The 17,306-nt window shown below is 73.2% G+C and carries 15 protein-coding genes; 13 read left to right on the top strand and 2 right to left on the bottom strand.

Going from position 1 to position 17,306, the window contains the following annotated elements; translation table 11 throughout:
* The 13 genes from rsmI (at position 1) to OG802_RS14655 (ending at position 15,052) form a co-directional block, all read left to right on the top strand.
* Entirely contained in the window at positions 1–873 is an 873-nt protein-coding gene (gene rsmI / locus OG802_RS14715; RefSeq protein ID WP_329410837.1) for a 16S rRNA (cytidine(1402)-2'-O)-methyltransferase, read from the top strand.
* Between the two features lie 558 nt (positions 874–1,431).
* Positions 1,432–1,863: a hypothetical protein gene (locus OG802_RS14710; RefSeq protein WP_329410834.1), complete on the top strand. Its 432-nt coding sequence runs from the start codon at positions 1,432–1,434 to the stop codon at positions 1,861–1,863.
* Between the two features lie 68 nt (positions 1,864–1,931).
* Positions 1,932–2,822 (top strand): TatD family hydrolase, encoded by an 891-nt coding sequence (locus OG802_RS14705; protein WP_329410832.1) that lies wholly within the window; start codon positions 1,932–1,934, stop codon positions 2,820–2,822.
* Positions 2,823–2,939: 117 nt separating this feature from the next.
* Positions 2,940–4,448, top strand: a complete 1,509-nt coding sequence (locus OG802_RS14700; RefSeq protein WP_329410830.1) for a ubiquitin-like domain-containing protein — start codon at positions 2,940–2,942, stop codon at positions 4,446–4,448.
* A gap of 46 nt (positions 4,449–4,494) precedes the next feature.
* A complete protein-coding gene (rsmA, locus tag OG802_RS14695; protein ID WP_329410828.1) occupies positions 4,495–5,376 on the top strand; it encodes a 16S rRNA (adenine(1518)-N(6)/adenine(1519)-N(6))-dimethyltransferase RsmA in 882 nt (293 codons plus the stop codon).
* Complete coding sequence (locus OG802_RS14690; protein ID WP_329410826.1) at positions 5,373–6,278, top strand: 4-(cytidine 5'-diphospho)-2-C-methyl-D-erythritol kinase; 906 nt, start codon at positions 5,373–5,375, stop codon at positions 6,276–6,278. The genes rsmA and OG802_RS14690 overlap by 4 nt, the downstream gene beginning before the upstream one ends.
* Before the next feature lie 130 nt (positions 6,279–6,408).
* On the top strand, positions 6,409–6,798 hold the full coding sequence (locus OG802_RS14685) for a hypothetical protein (RefSeq protein ID WP_329410825.1): 390 nt from the start codon (positions 6,409–6,411) through the stop codon (positions 6,796–6,798).
* Positions 6,799–7,122: 324 nt separating this feature from the next.
* Positions 7,123–8,928 (top strand): ABC-F family ATP-binding cassette domain-containing protein, encoded by a 1,806-nt coding sequence (locus tag OG802_RS14680; protein WP_329410822.1) that lies wholly within the window; start codon positions 7,123–7,125, stop codon positions 8,926–8,928.
* A 190-nt stretch (positions 8,929–9,118) separates the two neighbouring features.
* On the top strand, positions 9,119–10,945 hold the full coding sequence (locus OG802_RS14675; protein ID WP_329410820.1) for an outer membrane protein assembly factor BamB family protein: 1,827 nt from the start codon (positions 9,119–9,121) through the stop codon (positions 10,943–10,945).
* 175 nt (positions 10,946–11,120) lie between these two features.
* Positions 11,121–13,208 carry an outer membrane protein assembly factor BamB family protein gene (locus tag OG802_RS14670; protein ID WP_329410818.1) on the top strand — a complete coding sequence of 696 codons (2,088 nt, stop codon included), beginning with the start codon at positions 11,121–11,123 and terminating at the stop codon, positions 13,206–13,208.
* A gap of 240 nt (positions 13,209–13,448) precedes the next feature.
* A complete protein-coding gene (locus OG802_RS14665; protein WP_329417063.1) occupies positions 13,449–14,168 on the top strand; it encodes a response regulator transcription factor in 720 nt (239 codons plus the stop codon).
* Positions 14,165–14,620 carry a hypothetical protein gene (locus OG802_RS14660; protein WP_329410815.1) on the top strand — a complete coding sequence of 152 codons (456 nt, stop codon included), beginning with the start codon at positions 14,165–14,167 and terminating at the stop codon, positions 14,618–14,620. The genes OG802_RS14665 and OG802_RS14660 overlap by 4 nt, the downstream gene beginning before the upstream one ends.
* Before the next feature lie 159 nt (positions 14,621–14,779).
* Positions 14,780–15,052 (top strand): hypothetical protein, encoded by a 273-nt coding sequence (locus OG802_RS14655; RefSeq protein ID WP_329410813.1) that lies wholly within the window; start codon positions 14,780–14,782, stop codon positions 15,050–15,052.
* A gap of 107 nt (positions 15,053–15,159) precedes the next feature.
* Here the strand turns inward: OG802_RS14655 and OG802_RS14650 are convergent, their stop codons facing one another.
* Both OG802_RS14650 and OG802_RS14645 read right to left on the bottom strand, forming a co-directional pair.
* The gene (locus tag OG802_RS14650; RefSeq protein ID WP_329410810.1) at positions 15,160–15,543 is read right to left on the bottom strand and encodes a hypothetical protein; all 384 of its coding nucleotides are present in this window, start codon (positions 15,541–15,543) and stop codon (positions 15,160–15,162) included.
* A 34-nt stretch (positions 15,544–15,577) separates the two neighbouring features.
* A complete protein-coding gene (locus OG802_RS14645) occupies positions 15,578–17,269 on the bottom strand; it encodes a sodium:solute symporter family protein (protein WP_329410809.1) in 1,692 nt (563 codons plus the stop codon).
* Positions 17,270–17,306 lie beyond the last annotated feature (37 nt).

Raw genomic sequence — 17,306 nt, 5'->3', positions numbered from 1 at the left:
GTGACTGCCACGCCCCGAACCGCTTCCGGACTCCTCGTGCTCGCCGGCACCCCCATCGGCGACGTCGCGGACGCCCCGCCCCGCCTCGCCGAAGAGCTGACCGGCGCCGACGTGATCGCCGCCGAGGACACCCGCCGGCTGCGCCGGCTGACCCAGGCGCTGGGCGTGACGCCCAAGGGGCGGGTGGTGTCGTACTTCGAGGGCAACGAGTCCGCCCGCACGCCCGAGCTGGTCGAGGAGCTGGTGAACGGCGCACGGGTGCTGCTGGTCACCGACGCCGGGATGCCCTCCGTGTCCGACCCGGGCTACCGGCTGGTCGCCGCGGCCGTGGAGCGGGACGTGCGCGTCACCGCCGTCCCCGGCCCGTCGGCCGTCCTCACCGCGCTGGCGCTGTCCGGGCTGCCCGTCGACCGGTTCTGCTTCGAGGGGTTCCTGCCCAGGAAGGCGGGGGAGCGGCTGTCGCGGCTGCGGGAGGTCGGGCAGGAGCGGCGCACCCTCGTCTACTTCGAGGCCCCGCACCGGCTCGACGACACCCTCGCCGCGATGGCCGAGGTGTTCGGCGCGGACCGCCGGGCCGCCGTCTGCCGCGAGCTGACCAAGACGTACGAGGAGGTGCGGCGCGGGCCGCTCGGCGAGCTGGCGGAGTGGGCCGCGCAGGGAGTGCGCGGCGAGATCACCGTCGTCGTCACCGGCGCGCCCGAGCGCGGGCCCGAGGAACTCGACGCGGCCGAGCTGGTGCGCCGGGTGCGGGTGCGCGAGGAGGCGGGCGAGCGGCGCAAGGAGGCCATCGCGGCGGTGGCGGCCGAGACCGGGCTGCCCAAGCGCGAGGTGTTCGACGCGGTGGTGGCCGCGAAGAACGCGGGGGAGCTGTGACGGGGAGTCGTGACGCGGGGCCGTCATCGGGCAGTCGCGACACGGGAGTTGTGGCACGGGAGTCGCGGCCGGGGAGTCGTGACACGGGAGCCGTGACCGGGAGCCGTGACTGGGAGTCGTGGCACGGGAGTCGCGACCGGGGAGTCGCGACCGGGGAGTCGTGACCGGGGAGTCGTGACCGGGGAGTCGTGCGGTCTCGCGTGCGTTCGGGTGACGGGGGTGCGGGCCTGCGCGACGGGTCCCGCCGCACGCCCGTGACGGCTGTGACCGACGTGTTGTGAAGCGGCTCACACCCCCTCTGAGCAGGGCGCATGTCGTCTGAGCGTGCGCCCCATGCGGGGGCAAAGGGCTGTCGCCGAAAGCAAAGCCCAGCCCTCTCGCCGCGGCCGCTTCGGCAAGGAAAGTCCAAATCGCCTCCAACAGTGCACAGGCCTGATGCCTTCGTGTCCGCCGAGGAGTCCACTGGTGACAGGGACGCACCCGTCCCTCGTTCCCAAGGGCGTTCCGGGGGGAACTCCCGCGCCGGGAGCGCTTGTCCAGCGGACAGCAGGAGCTGGCATGAGTGACATCACAGGGCAGACCGGTCTCCGGGACGGCGCGAGCGCCGTCGTCAACGAGTCGTACTCCTTCGCCTGCATGCGGTGCGGGCACGGCTGGGAGCAGTCGTTCGAGATCGAGCACCACACCGACGGCGACGGACACCAGTTCGTCCTCTACGTGGCGGACGGCCGGGTCGTGCCGTCGCCGCTGAGCCGCCCCGCGTGCCTGAACTGCGACGGCCACGTCGTGCGGATCATGCGCGCCGGACAGGTCTCGTCCGTGCGGGACGCCTCCCGCCCGCGCAAGGCCGCGCCCCCGGCCGGACCCGTCGAGGCCCCCGGGACCGGCGGCACGGGCGGGCACACCGCCCACGCCGACCCCACCGCCCACGCCGACCACCACTGGCACCTCTCCGACCTCCTGCACCCCTTCCACCGCAAGGCCGGGTAGGGCCGGTCGTTCCGACCGGCGTGCAAGGGCGTCGGCGGGCGGCCGGGCCGCTTCCGTAGGATCGGGGCATGTCCTCGAACGCCGGCAGGAACGCCGACACCAGTGCCGCGCCGCCGCTCCCGGCCCCCCTCGGAGTGCCGGTCGCCGACTCCCACACCCACCTCGACATGCAGACGGACACGGTGGAGGAGGCCCTCGCGAAGGCGGCGTCGGTCGGCGTGACGACGGTCGTCCAGGTCGGCTGCGACGTCCGGGGCTCCCGCTGGGCCGCCGAGACGGCGGCCGCGCACGACAGCGTCCACGCGGCGGTCGCCCTGCACCCGAACGAGGCGCCGCGCATCGTGCACGGCGACCCCGACAACTGGTCCCGGCAGGGCGCCCGCCGGGCGGGCGGCGCGGCGGCGCTCGACGAGGCGCTCGCCGAGATCGACCGCCTGGCCGCGCTCCCGCACGTCAAGGGCGTCGGCGAGACCGGGCTCGACTACTTCCGCACCGGCCCCGAGGGCAAGGAAGCCCAGGAGTACTCCTTCCGCGCGCATGTCGAGATGGCCAAGCGGCACGGAAAGGCCCTGGTCATCCACGACCGTGACGCCCACGCCGACGTGCTGCGCGTGCTGAAGGAGGAGGGCGCTCCCGAGCGCACCGTCTTCCACTGCTACTCCGGCGACGCCGAGATGGCGGAGATCTGCGCCCGCGCCGGGTACTTCATGTCCTTCGCCGGCAACGTCACCTTCAAGAACGCGCAGAACCTGCGGGACGCCCTCGCCGTGGCCCCGCCGGAACTGCTCCTGGTCGAGACCGACGCCCCGTTCCTGACCCCCGCGCCCTACCGCGGACGGCCCAACGCGCCGTATCTCGTCCCCGTCACGGTGCGTGCCATGGCGGCCGTGCGCGGAGTCGGCGAGGACGCCCTGGCCACGGCACTCGCCGCCAACACGGCACGCGCGTTCGGCTGCTGAGGGCGAGCGGACGGAATCGAACGCGACGCTGGGTAGCCGCGCCACTTTGGAGAGTGACCGCCGCTCCGCTAGGTTCTGGGGGCCCGATCCGGAGCCCACCCCCTGGAGCGTGTCGGCGTGAGCAACTCGCAGCACCTCGAGTACGAGCCCTACGGCGGTGGCGGGCCGTACGTCGACCTGCACAACGCGGAGACCGTCGCGTACGGCGTGTACGCGGCCCCCGGGACCTACGACGACACCTACCGGCCCGCGTACGAGGCTTACGAACCGCCCCAGCCGCCCCCGCCGCCCCCGCCGCGCGTGCCCCACCCGGCGGCGCCCGGCCCCTACGAGCCCGGCCCGGCGTACGACCCGCACGGACCGGACGCCCTCCACGGACCGGACGCCCCCCACGGTCCTCCCGGCCCGTACGACCCCTGCGCGGCACGGCCCAGGCCGCCCGAGACGCTCCAGCTCCCCGCGCCGCCGCACTTCCCGGCCGCCGAGTCCGGGCGGGCCGGGCGCCGGCGCAGGGCGCGGTCCGCCGAGCGCCCGGAGTCCGCGATGCGCCGGCTGCTCCCGCAGGCGCTGGTCGTCGCGTTCCTGGCGGGCGGCACCACGGCCTTCGTCGCCGAGGACAGGGCGGTCGAGCTGACCGTCGACGGCAAGCCGCGCACCCTGCACACCTTCGCCGACGACGTCGGCGAACTCCTCGCGGAGGAGGGCGTGAACGTGGGCGCGCACGACATGGTGGCGCCCGCCCCCGGCACGCCCCTCACCAGCGGCGACGAGATCGCCGTCCACTACGGACGTCCCGTCCGGCTCACCCTGGACGGCCGGCGCCACGAGATGTGGACGACCGCGCACACCGTGGAGGAGGCGCTGCGCCAGCTCGGCGTGCGGGCCGAGGGCGCGTACATGTCCGTCTCGCGCTCGCAGCCCATCGGACGCGCCGGGCTCGCGCTGGACGTGCGCACCGAGCGCTCGGTCACGGTCATGGCGGACGGCCGCGCCCGCACCGTGCGCACCAACGCCGCCACCGTGGGCGAGGCGGTCCGGGCGGCCGGGATCACCCTGCGCGGGCAGGACACCACCTCCGTCGACCCCGGCAGCTTCCCGCGCGACGGGCAGACCGTCACCGTGCTGCGGATCACCGGCTCCCAGGAGGTGCGCGAGGAGCAGATCCCGTTCCCGGTGCGGCGCACCGAGGACCCCTCGCTGTTCAGGGGCACCGAGGTGGTGGAGCGGACCGGACAGCCCGGCCTGCGCCGCATCACCTACGCCCTGCGCACCGTCAACGGGGTGCGGCAGCGGCCGCGGCGGATCCGCGACGAGGTCGTGCGGGCGCCGCGCGCCCAGGTGGTCAAGGTCGGCACCAAGCCGCGGCCGACGTCCGTGCAGGGGGCCGACGGCCTGAACTGGCAGTCGCTGGCCGCCTGCGAGTCGGGCGGCCGGCCGAACGCCGTCGACCCCTCGGGCAACTACGGCGGGCTGTACCAGTTCGACGACCGCACCTGGCACAGCCTCGGCGGGAGCGGACGGCCGCAGGACGCGCCCGCGGCGGAGCAGACGTTCCGCGCGAAGAAGCTGTACGTGCGCCGCGGGGCCGGCCCGTGGCCGCACTGCGGGGCGCGCCTGCACGGGTGAGACACGCCGGGCGGGAGGGGCGGTGCGGTCCCCGTACCCTTGTCCCGTGACCAGCAGCCCCACCCCCGACGCCCTTCTGGGCCCCGCCGACGTCCGCGAGCTCGCGGCGGTCCTCGGCGTGCGGCCCACCAAGCAGCGCGGCCAGAACTTCGTGATCGACGCGAACACGGTCCGCCGTATCGTCCGCACCGCGCAGGTCCGGCCCGACGACGTGGTCGTCGAGGTCGGCCCGGGGCTCGGATCCCTCACCCTGGCGCTGCTGGAGGCCGCCGACCGGGTCACCGCCGTCGAGATCGACGACGTCCTGGCGAGCGCGCTGCCCGCGACGGTCGCGGCGCGGATGCCGCGGCGCGCGGAGCGCTTCGCGCTGGTGCACTCCGACGCGATGCACGTCACCGCGCTGCCCGGTCCGCCCCCGACCGCGCTGGTCGCGAACCTGCCGTACAACGTGGCCGTGCCCGTGCTGCTGCACATGCTGGAGACCTTCCCCAGCATCGAGCGCACCCTCGTCATGGTCCAGTCGGAGGTCGCCGACCGGCTCGCCGCCGGGCCCGGCTCGAAGGTGTACGGCGTGCCCTCCGTGAAGGCCAACTGGTACGCGCGGGTCAAGCGGGCCGGCGCGATCGGGCGCAACGTCTTCTGGCCCGCGCCGAACGTGGACAGCGGGCTGGTGTCGCTGGTGCGGCGGGAGCAGCCGATCGCGACCACGGCGTCCCGGCGCGAGGTGTTCGCCGTCGTCGACGCGGCGTTCGCGCAGCGCCGCAAGACCCTGCGGGCGGCGCTGGCGGGCTGGGCGGGCTCCGCGGCGCTGGCCGAGGCCGCCCTGGTCGCGGCCGGCGTCTCCCCGCAGGCCCGCGGCGAAGCCCTCACGGTCGAGGAGTTCGCCAGGATCGCCGAGCACAAGGTCTCCGGGGAGTCGTCCGAGTGAGCGTCACCGTGCGGGTGCCCGCCAAGGTCAACGTGCAGCTGGCGGTGGGCGCGGCCCGCCCGGACGGCTTCCACGACCTGGCGAACGTGTTCCTGGCCGTCGGCCTGTACGACGAGGTCACCGTGACCCCGGCCGACGGGCTGCGGATCACCTGCGAGGGCCCGGACGCGGCCCAGGTCCCCCTGGACCGCACGAACCTGGCCGCGCGGGCCGCGATCGCGCTGGCCGGGCGGTATGGGCGCAGCCCCGACGTGCATCTGCACATCGTCAAGGACATCCCCGTCGCCGGGGGCATGGCCGGTGGCAGCGCGGACGGCGCGGGCGCCCTGCTGGCCTGCGACACGCTGTGGGGCGTCGGCGCGTCCCGCGAGGAACTCCTCGACATCTGCGCCGAGTTGGGCAGCGACGTGCCGTTCAGCCTGGTCGGCGGTGCGGCCCTGGGCACCGGGCGCGGCGAGCGGCTGACGCCGCTGGAGACCGGCGGCGCCTTCCACTGGGTGTTCGCGACGGCCGCGCGGGGCCTGTCGACGCCGGCCGTGTTCCGCGAGTTCGACCGGCTGACGGCGGGCCTCGACGTCCCCGAACCGGCCGCCTCGCGCGCACTCCTCGATGCCCTCGCCAAGGGCGACCCCGACGCGCTCGCGGCCACCGTCTCCAACGACCTCCAGCCCGCGGCCCTCTCCCTCTTCCCCGAGCTGGCGGACACGCTCGCCGCGGGACGCGCGGCCGGGGCGCTCGCCAGCCTGGTCTCGGGCTCGGGCCCGACCACCGCGTTCCTCGCCCGCGACGGCGAGGCCGCCGAAGGGATCGCGGGGGCGCTGCGCACGTCGGGCACCTGCCGAAGCGTCCGCATCGCGTCCGGGCCGGCCCCGGGGGCGACGGTCGTCGAGGAGGCCCGCTAGCGACGCGCCTGGGTGCCGGGTGCCGGGTGCCGGACGGCAGGCTCTGTGCGCCCCCGCCCGCCCGGCCTCTGCTCCCGGCGCCTCTGCCCCGGTGTCCCGAAGGACTTCGACGACTTCCTGGAGGATCTCGATGGGTGAGACGACGCCGCGGTCCGCCGGCCCCGAGCTGTTCCGGTCGGACCGGTACTTCAAGGTCTGGCAGTACACCGTCGGCCATCGCCGGCTGCTTCTGCGCAGCAGCCGGGACAGGCCGCCGGAGACCCGGATCGACGTCCACTTCGGCAACGTCGACCTCATGCTCGTGCGCCCCGGCTACCAGGGCCTGGTCATCCGCCGGGCCGACGACGGGGAGTGCGAGAGGGTCGCCCTCGACCACGGGCTGGAGGTGAGGCCCGGACGCCTGTACCTGCTGGGACGTGACCTGAAGAGCTTCGTCGTGTCCGCGCCTCCGCAGTGGCACGAGGACGACGGCGCGATGGACGACCCCTCATGGTTCGGCCCTCTGCGCGGAACGGCCTGAGAGCCGGACGCCGGCCCCTTTCCCAGGGCTCGCCCGAGGATGTGCGCCCCCGGCTCGCGCCGGACGCCGTCGGCCCGGCGCGCACCACCGGACGCCGTCCGCCGAGGGTGACCGCGCCCGTGTCACGCCCCGAGGGGCGCGAGCCAGCCGCGCACGCGCCGCCGTCGGACAGCGCACGCCCTCGTCACCCCGCGCCCGGCGGACGGCGCACGCCCCGGGAGCCGCCGTACGCGCCCCTCGGCCCCCCGGGCGGACGGGTGGGCCGGCGGCACGGCCCGCCCGACTACCCTGGAGGGTCGATCGATCCCCCCGGGCAGGAGAGAAATGGCCGTCAATCTGGTCAATGTCGAGAACGTCAGCAAGGTGTACGGGACCCGTGCCCTCCTCGACGGCATCTCGCTCGGCGTGTCCGAAGGGGACCGGATCGGCGTCGTCGGCCGCAACGGCGACGGCAAGACCACGCTGATCCGCCTGCTGGCCAAGCTGGAGGACGCCGACACCGGCCGGGTCACGCACTCCGGCGGGCTGCGCATGGGCGTGCTCACCCAGCACGACTCCCTGGACCCGGCGGCGACCGTCCGGCACGAGGTCATCCGCGACCTGGCCGACCACGAGTGGGCCGGCAACGCCAAGATCCGGGACGTGCTGACCGGACTGTTCGGCGGGCTCGACCTGCCCGGCTTCCCGCAGGGCCTGGACACCGTCATCGGCCCCCTGTCCGGCGGTGAGCGCCGCCGCATCGCGCTGGCCAAGCTTTTGATCGACGAACAGGACCTGATCGTCCTGGACGAGCCGACCAACCACCTCGACGTCGAGGGCATCTCCTGGCTCGCCCGGCACCTGCGCGAGCGCCGCTCCGCGCTCGTCTGCGTCACCCACGACCGCTGGTTCCTGGACCAGGTCTGCACCCGCATGTGGGACGTGCAGCGCGGCGACGTCCACGAGTACGAGGGCGGCTACTCCGACTACGTCTTCGCCCGCGCCGAGCGCGAGCGCATCGCCGCCACCGAGGAGACCAAGCGGCAGAACCTGGTCCGCAAGGAGCTGGCCTGGCTGCGGCGCGGCGCCCCCGCCCGCACGTCCAAGCCGCGCTTCCGCGTGGAGGCCGCCAACGAGCTGATCGCGGACGTGCCGCCGCCCCGCGACAGCAGCGAGCTGATGAAGTTCGCCTCCTCCCGCCTGGGAAAGACCGTGTTCGACCTGGAGGACGTCACCGTCCAGGCCGGACCCAAGGTGCTGCTCAAGCACATCACCTGGCACCTCGGCCCCGGCGACCGCATCGGCCTGGTCGGCGTCAACGGCGCCGGCAAGACGTCCCTGCTGCGCGCCCTGGCCGACGCCGCCCGCAGCGAGGGCGAGACCCAGCCGGTCGCCGGACGGATCGCCGTCGGCAGGACGGTCAGGCTGGCCTACCTCTCCCAGGAGGTCGGCGAGCTGGACCCCGGCCTGCGGGTCCTGGAGGCCGTGCAGCAGGTGCGCGAGCGCGTCGACCTCGGCAAGGGGCGCGAGATGACCGCCGGGCAGCTGTGCGAGACGTTCGGCTTCAACAAGGACAAGCAGTGGACGCCCGTCGGGGACCTCTCCGGCGGTGAGCGCCGCCGCCTCCAGATCCTGCGCCTGCTCATGGACGAGCCCAACGTCCTCTTCCTCGACGAGCCCACCAACGACCTCGACATCGAGACCCTCACCCAGCTCGAGGACCTCCTCGACGGCTGGCCCGGCTCGATGATCGTCATCTCCCACGACCGGTTCTTCGTCGAGCGCACCACGGACCGCGTCTTCGCCCTGCTCGGTGACGCCGCCCTGCGCATGCTCCCGCGCGGCATCGACGAGTACATCGAGCGCCGGCAGCGCATGGAGGAGGCTGCCGCCGCCTCCGCCCCGGCGGCCGCGCAGAAGGCTGCGCCGGAGAAGAGCGCCGCCGACCAGCGCGCCGCCAAGAAGGAACTGCAGAAGATCGAGCGGCAGTTGGACAAGGGCTCCGAGAAGGAGGCCAAGCTGCACGCCCAGATCGCCGATCACGCCACCGACTTCGAGAAGGTCGCCGGACTGGACGCACAGCTGCGGGAGTTGGCCGCCGAGCGCGAGGAGCTGGAGATGCGGTGGCTGGAACTCGCCGAGGACGCGTGAAGGGTGCGTGAAGGCGCATAACGACGGCATCACGGGCCGGTCCTCCCTTGGAAACAGGGGCGGATCCGGCCCGTTGGCCTGTCGGCGCCGGGTGATAGAAAGAGCCGTCTGTGTACGTCTGAAAAACCGTTCCGGGTGGTCACTGACCCGGACGCGTGGCTAAAAAGCAGTGACGAGGGGGAGCACGCTGATGGCTCAGCCGCCCGATCAGCCGCCGCAGCAGGGTGGTTCCGGAGCACCGCAGGACCGCCCGCAGCCGCCGGCCGGCCCGCCGCCGCAGGGCGGTTTCGGCGCGCCGCCGCCGCAGCCGCCCCAGGGGCCGCCCGCTCCGGCCGCGCCGCAGCCCGGTTACGGCTACCCGCAGCAGCCCGGCCCGTACGGCCAGCCCCAGCAGCCGGGCCCCTACGGTCAGCCCCAGCAGCCGGGCCCCTACGGTCAGCAGCCCGGACCCTACGGCGGGCAGCAGCCCGGCCCGTACGGTCAGCCGAGCGGCCCCTACGGCCCGCAGCCCGGCTACGGCTACCCGCAGCAGCCCCAGTTCCCCGGCGCGCCCGGCGCCCCGGGCACCCCGCCGGGCGGCGGCCGCAACCCCTTCCGGGGCCGGCCCGCGCTGGTGGTCGGGGCCGCGGTGACGGCGCTCCTGGTCATCGGCGGGGCGGTGTTCGCGGTCACCCGCGACGACGACAACGGCGGCAAGAAGCCGGTCGCCGGACCGAGCGACGACGGCAAGGCCACGAAGAGCGCCGCCCCGGTCAACCCCGGCGACGGAAGCGGCGACGGCGGCGGCGACGAGGACCAGGACTTCAACGCCGGCCGCCAGGCGGGCGAGGCGAAGGTGCTCTGGTACAAGGAGGCGCCCGACGCCCCCGCCTCCGGCGCCGACGCCCCCGGCATGTGGATCACCGGCAGGACGGCCGTGAAGGCGGCCTACAAGGAAGTCGTCGCGTACGGCGTCGCCGACGGCAGGCCCAGCTGGGCCGCCCTCACGCTGCCGCAGAAGATCTGCGCCGTCACCCCGCAGAAGACGGCGGACGACAAGATCGTCGTCGCCTACATGAGCGGCACCAGCGACCGCGCCAAGTGCAACCAGCTCCAGCAGATCGACCTGAACACCGGCGCCAAGGGCTGGACCGCCGTCGTCGCGGACGGCACGCTGTTCGACAGCGCGATCAGCATCGAGCTGTCGCTGGCCGGCAACACCCTGATGGTGGGCCGCTCCCAGTCCGGGACGGCGTACGACGTCCGCACCGGCAAGAAGCTGTACGACAAGCAGAAGTACGGCGACGCGTGCTTCCCGGCCGGGTTCGCCGGCGGGCCGCGGCTGATCTCGGTGGCGTCCTGTGACGCGGGCGACCCGACCGAGCACGACGAGATCCAGGAACTGGACCCGGCGACCGGCAAGGTCAGGTGGACGCAGAAGTTCGGCAAGGGCTGGACGGTCGGCAAGACGTTCTCCGTCGACCCGCTGGTCGCCTACAGCACCAACGAGGACAAGAAGAACTGGAACGTCACGACGTTCCGGCCGAACGGCTCGGTGCGTTCGCAGGTCCGCGTCGACGAGGACTTCGCCCCCAAGTGCGGGGGCGGCTTCCTCCAGCGCAACCTCACGGGCTGCGCGGGCGTGGCCTCCGACGCCGACACGCTGTATCTCCCCACCGAGACGAAGAGCGGCCCCAACGAGATCGTGGCGGTCGACCTGGCCACCGGCAAGGAGAAGTGGCGCGTCAAGTCCCCCACGGACGAGGCGATGCTGCCGATGAAGACCGAGGGCGGGCAGCTGGTCGCCTACGTGGAGCCGTCGTACGAGGGGCCGGGCCGTGTGGTGGGCATCGCGACCGCCGGTTCCGCGCACACGCCGACGACACTGCTGCAACTGCCCAAGAGCACGGCCGACATCGAGGACAGCTTCTTCTCCCGGGACATCGACTGGGTCGACGGCCGCTTCTACATCTCCACCACCAGGCTGACGGGCAACGACGAGACGAAGGAGAAGCTGATGCTCGCCTACGGCAAGTAGGGCGACCCGCCGTCTCCCGGCCCCGTCACCGTCGTCCGGGCCCGTCCTCCCGGCCCGTCACCGTCGTCCGGGCCCGTCCCCTCCCCGGCTTTCCCGAGCCGGCCGGGCTCCCCGGGTCTCCCGGTCCGTCCCGGCTCGCGCAGCCACCCGAGCGTTGTTCCGAGGTACCCACACCATGACCCAGCCGCCGCCCCCGCCGCCGAACGAGCCCCCGCAGCAGCCCTCGCAGCCGCCGCAGGGCGGCTTCGGCCCGCCCCCGCCCCCGCAGGACGCCACGCCCGCGGACGTCACGCCGAAGGACGCCGTCCCGCAGGACGCGACCCCTCAGGACGCCCCGCCGCAGCCCGCCGCGCCCGACCTGACCAAGGCCTCCCAGCCGGGCCACGGCCAGTCACCGGCCCCGGCGCAGGCCCAGCCCCCGGCGCCGGAGCAGCCCCAGGGACCTCCGCAGCAGCCCCAGCCGCCGCAGCACGCCCCGGCGCCGCAGACGCCCGCGCCCGCGGCGCCGTCCGGGCCCCCGCAGCCGCCGCAGCCGGGCTACGGCTATCCGCAGGCGCCGCCCGCGGCCGCACCCGGCTACGGCTACCCGGCGCAGCCGGCCGCCCCCGCGCCGGGCCCGTCCGCGTACGGCCAGCCCCAGCCGAACCCCTACGGCCAGCCCACCACGGCCTACGGCCAGCAGCCGGGCTACGGCTACCCGGGCCAGCCGGGCCAGCCGGGCTATCCGGCCCAGGCCGGTTACGGGTATCCGGGCCAGCCGACCGTGCCCATGCAGCCGCAGGTCGGCTCGGGGGCCACGGGATCGGGCCGGAAGATCAACGCGCAGGTGGCGATCATCGTCTCCGCCGTCGTCGCGATCGCGCTCATCGTGGGCGGCGGCGTCTGGTACGCGAACTCCCACGACGGCGGCAAGAAGGAGGAGGCGAGCTCCGGCGGCGCGAACGGCGGCGGCGGCGACAAGGGCACCGGCGGCGCCGCGGGCGGCGACACGGCGCCGGGCGGCAGCGAGAAGGCGCCCGCCGACCCCGCGGCCAGCGTCCTGTTCAAGCTGCCTATGCCCCCCGTCAAGAAGGACGACACCGTCGGCGTCAAGGGCTCCTGGCTGACCGACAAGGCGTACGTGAAGACGGGGGTCAACGAGGTCTCCGGCTACGACCTGGCCGGCGGCGCCAAGCTGTGGACGGTGCCGCTGCCCGGCCCGGTCTGCGAGGCCAGCAGGTTCACCACCGCCGACTTCCGCACGGCGGTCACCTTCCAGGCGAGCACCGCGAAGACGGCGGGCTGCGACCAGGTCGCGGCGATCGACCTCGTCGCGGGCAAGCAGCTGTGGCGCAAGACCGTCGCGACCGGGGACCGCACCGTCACCTTCGACAACGTGACGGTCAGCGCCAAGACGGTCGCCCTGGGCGCCACCGAGGGCGGCGCGGCCTTCGACATCGACACCGGCAAGGCGCTGTGGGCCCCGAAGCCCGCCGACACCTGCTACGACGACGGCTACGGCGGCGGTCCCAAGCTGGTGGCCGTGCGCAAGTGCGGCCCCTACGACAACCCCGAGCTGCACATCCAGACCATCGACCCGGTCTCCGGGAAGGTGATCTCCGAGTACAAGCTCGCCTCGGGCATCGAGTACGCGTCCATCGTGTCCACCGACCCGCTGGTCGTGGCCGCCGACGTCGGCGACAGCGCCGGCGACGGCAGCGGCATCTCGGACTTCTTCTCCATCGACAACAAGACCGGCAAGCTGCGCACCCGCATCTCGGTGCCGGGCGACGAGTACGCGGCCGACTGCGAGGGCATCACCCGCGTCGAGGCCTGCAAGGGCCTGGCCGTCGGCAACGACCGGATCTACGTCCCGACCGAGGAGCACGACAGCGGCGGCGACCACGGCCGCTCGAACGAGATCGTCGCCTTCGACCTGGCCACCGGCAAGCCCACCGGCCAGCGCGCGGACGCCGGCGACGGCTACACGATCTACCCGCTGCGCATGGACGGCGCGAACCTGATCGCCTACAAGCGCCCGCCCTACGACAAGGGCGGACAGGTCGTCAGCCTCGGCGGGAAGGCGTTCAAGGAGACCAAGCTCCTGGAGAACCCGGCCACGGACGAGGTGCACGACCTGGAGATCGCCATGTCCCCGGAGTACTCCGAGGTCCTCTTCTCCAAGGGCCGCCTGTACATGTCGGAGGTGTACGCCGACGACGGGTCGCTGTCGAGCGGTGATCCGCAGTACCTGGCCGTCGGGTTCGGCACCGCGGGCAGCTGATCATCTTAATTGCCGTCATGGCCCCGTCCCTGTTCAGGGGCGGGGCCGTGCGCTTATCGCGCGGGACCTTCCCTCGCGGGGACTTTCAGCGATCCGGGGCACTTCTCGCCGGTAGGGGGAGCGCGACGTCGAACAAGCGTGTAGCTTCCTCGGGCATGAAGAGGGGGGTGCCGGGGGGCGGCCCCTCCGTCGGTGCGCGTGGATCCGTATGGGCATCCATGGGGGGACTGGGGGTTGCTCGTGGGAGTGCGGCTGATGGTGGTCGACGACCACCGACTGCTCGCCGAGGCGCTGGCCTCGGCGCTGAAGCTGCGGGGGCACCGGGTGCTCGCCGCGGCGGCCCCGACCGCGGGGGCGGCGGACCTGGTGATCGCCCGCGCTCCGGAGGTGTGCCTGCTGGGCACGGCGCTCCCGGCCGAGCCGGGCATCTTCGACCCGGTGGTCCGCATCAAGCGGGAGCGTCCGCAGGTGGCCGTGCTGGTCCTCGGACCGGTCCCGAGCCCGCGCGGCATCGCCGCCGCCTTCGCGGCCGGCGCCTCCGGCTACGTACGCCACGACGAGCGCATAGAGGGTGTCGAGCGGGCCATCATGAAGGCGAGGGCGGGCGAGGCGGCGGTGGCTCCGCAGCTGCTCCAGGGCGCGTTCGGCGAGCTGCTCAACCCGGCGGCCCAGCCGGACGACGAGGGCCGGCGGCTGCTGCGACTGCTCACCCCGCGCGAGGTCGAGGTCCTGGTGCGGGTCGCGGAGGGCGAGGACACCCGTCTGATCGCCGCCGGCATGAACATCGCCCCGTCCACGGCCCGCACGCACGTCCAGCGCGTCCTGATGAAACTCGGCGTGGGCTCCCGTCTGGAGGCCGCGGCCCTCGCGGCCCGCACCGGTCTGCTGGACCGCGCGGGCCCGCTGCCGCACCGCTCGGGGCCCGCGGCGGCGGAACCGGGATCCGGGCAGTCCGCGTGAGGGCAGGCGCTATCGTCCGGCGCGGCGCCCGCCTCGGCGCGCTGATCGGAGCCTGGCCGGCCGGCATCGGCGGCGTCCTGTGCCTGGTCGCGGCGTTCGTCTTCCTGACCGGCGGCCTGTACGGCACCGCCCGGGCGCTCACGGCCGCCGCCGGGCTCGCCGTGCTCGGCAGCCTCACGGCCGGTATCGCCGTGGGCACGGCCACCGGCCTCGCCCTGGCGCTCGCCCCGCGGCGGCTCCTCGCCCGGCCCGCGCTCAGGGGCCTGCTGGCCGCCCTCACCGCGGGCCTGCCGCTCGCCGTGCTCTGCGTCGCCCTGCTCACCGAGGGCGGCGGCACCCTGGCGAGCTACCCGCCGTCGACGCACGTCGTCGACGGGGCGGTGATCCTCACGGTCGCCCTGGTCGCGGCGGCCCACAGCGGCGAGATCGCGGGCCCCGACGCCGAGCGCTGACGGCGGCCGGTCACCGCCGCGGAACGCGGGCTTCTGCCCGGCGCCGGCTCAGGAGGGTGCAACCGGAAGTGCGGATCGGATGATCGCAGCATACGGTCGGTAATCGTACCGCTCCAATCAGTGACGAAGTCTGTCACTCAGCCGGAAAAGGGAATGTACATGCGCAAGCTTCACAAGACCGTGTTCGTGGCTGCCATGATCGGGAGCCTCGGTCTCGCCGGGGCCGGAACCGCCTCCGCCCACGGCTCGGGCTCGGACGGCGACTCCAGGCAGTGCGCCAACCACGTGGAGAACATCTCGTTCGGTCTGATCAACATCCCGAACCTGAACCTCCCGCTGCTCGGGTCCTCGTCGAACCAGACCGCGACCCAGCAGATCTGCAACAACGGCGACGACGCGGTCAACGCGAACGTCGCGAGCCACGAGGACTAGAACGCAGGCGGTAGAACCCTGGCGGTAGAACGCTGCGGTAGAACGCAGGCGGCTCCGGGTCCGGACGGCGAAGGTCCGGGCCCGGAGCCGCCTCGTTCCACCGGTCGCTATTCGCCGCGCGGGCGGTCCTCCTGGACGGCCTCCGGCGGCAGGGCGGGCGTCACCGGCGCGACCGGGCGCAGCTTCAGCCAGGCCAGGAAGAAGACGCCCAGGGCCAGCATGCCCAGGCCGGTCCACAGGTTGATGTTGATCCCCTGCGCCTTGTCGATCTCCGCGTCGCCGTCCGTGATGCCGGCGATCGTGACGATCACGCCGTAGAGGACGAACAGGCCCCCGATGATGCGGCGCAGGTCGAAGATGCGGGCCGCGGTCGCCGACTTCTGCTCCAGCTCGGTGACCTCGCGCTGGACGTCGGCCTCGGAGTAGCCCGCCCGCCGCAGCCGCTCGGCGGCGGTCTCGGCGTTCTCGGACGGTTCGTATTGCTCGGACATGGCGTTTCCATCCTCCCGCGGGTGTCGCGAGGGCTCAGAACGAGAACGGGATGTAGCAGAGGGCGGCCAGGATCACCGCGCTCCAGCCCAGCAGGGCCGGACGGCGGTACCAGGCGTCGTCGCCCGCGGCCGGCGGCTCGGCCATGCCGGGGGAGACGGTGCCGTAGACCAGGCCCTGGAGCTCCTCGGCCGGTTTGGGGGCCGTGAACAGCGACACGATCACCATGACGACCGCGCCCGCGACGAAGCCCGCGATCGCGGAGACGAAGTTGGCGCCCTGGTCGGTCGGGATGCCGATGACGTCCTGCTTGTAGAGGACGAAGTAGTTCACCATCGCGGCCGTGGTGCCCGCGAGCAGGCCCCAGAAGCCCGACTTCTTCGACGCCCGCTTCCAGAACATGCCGACGATGAAGACGACGAACATCGGCACGTTGAAGAAGGAGAACAGCGTCTGGAGGTAGCTCATGATGTTGGAGAAGGACGACGCCAGGAACGCGGTGCCCACCGACGCGGCGACGCCGATCGCCGTGATGAGCCGTCCGAACCGGACGTAGTAGGCGTCCTCGCGGCCCAGCACCACGTACTTGGCCCAGATGTCGGTCGTGAAGACCGTGTTGAACGACGAGACGTTCGCCGCCATGCCCGCCATGAACGCGGCCAGCAGGCCGGTCACCGCGATGCCCAGCACCCCGTTGGGCAGCAGTTCCTGCATGAGGTAGGGGATCGCGTCGTTGTACTGCAGGTCCGAGCCGCCGGTGCCGATCTTCGGGACCAGGACCGCGGCCACCAGGCCCGGGATCATCACCAGGAAGACGATGAAGATCTTCGGGAAGGCCGCGATGAGGGGGGTGCGCTGGGCGGCGGAGAGGTTCTTCGCCGACAGGGCGCGCTGCACCTCGGCGAAGTTCGTCGTCCAGTAGCCGAACGACAGGACGAAGCCGAGGCCCAGCACGATCGTCAGCCAGTTCGCGCCCAGCGGGTTGGCGCTGCCGATGCCGGTGCCGCCCCACGCCGTCACGAAGTCGTCCCCGTGGGCGGCGGTCAGCTTGTCGGTCAGGCCGTCCCAGCCGCCCACCTTCTTCAGGCCCAGCACCGACAGCGGGATCAGGGCCGCCAGGATCACGAAGAACTGGAGGACCTCGTTGTAGATCGCCGAGGACAGGCCGCCGAGCGTGATGTACGCCAGCACGAAGAAGCCCGCGACCACGATCGCCACCCACTGCGGCCAGCCCAGCAGCGCCTCCACGACGATCGCCAGCGCGTACAGGTTCACCCCGGCGATGAGGATCGCGGCGAACGCGAACAGGGCCGAGCTGAGCAGGTGGGCGGCCTTGTCGAAGCGCAGCAGCAGCATCTCCGGGACCGAGCGGACCTTGCTGCCGTAGTAGAACGGCATCATCACCAGGCCGAGGAACACCATCGCCGGGATGGCGCCGATCCAGTACCAGTGGACGGTGTACGCGCCGTACTGCGCGCTGTTCGCGGCCATGCCCAGGATCTCGGTGGCGGCCAGGTTGGCGGAGATGAACGCCAGGCCGGTGATCCAGGCGGGCAGGGAGCGGCCGGAGAGGAAGAAGTCGAGGCTGGTCTTCACCGATCTGCGGGCGGCGAAGCCGATGCCCAGGACCACGACGAAGTAGATGCCGAGGATCGTGTAGTCGAGCCAGTTCGTCGGGAGGCGCAGCTCCGCGGCCAACTGCGGGGCCGGGTGTGTGGGGGTTCGCATGCCCTGCTCACTTCTTTTGGTGTTCTTTGTTTGGTTG

Origin of the sequence: Streptomyces sp. NBC_00704, from assembly GCF_036226605.1 — a bacterium.
Taxonomy (GTDB): domain Bacteria; phylum Actinomycetota; class Actinomycetes; order Streptomycetales; family Streptomycetaceae; genus Streptomyces.
The sequence above is the reverse complement of the archived record's forward strand: the minus strand, read 5'-3'. Positions and strand labels throughout refer to the sequence as shown.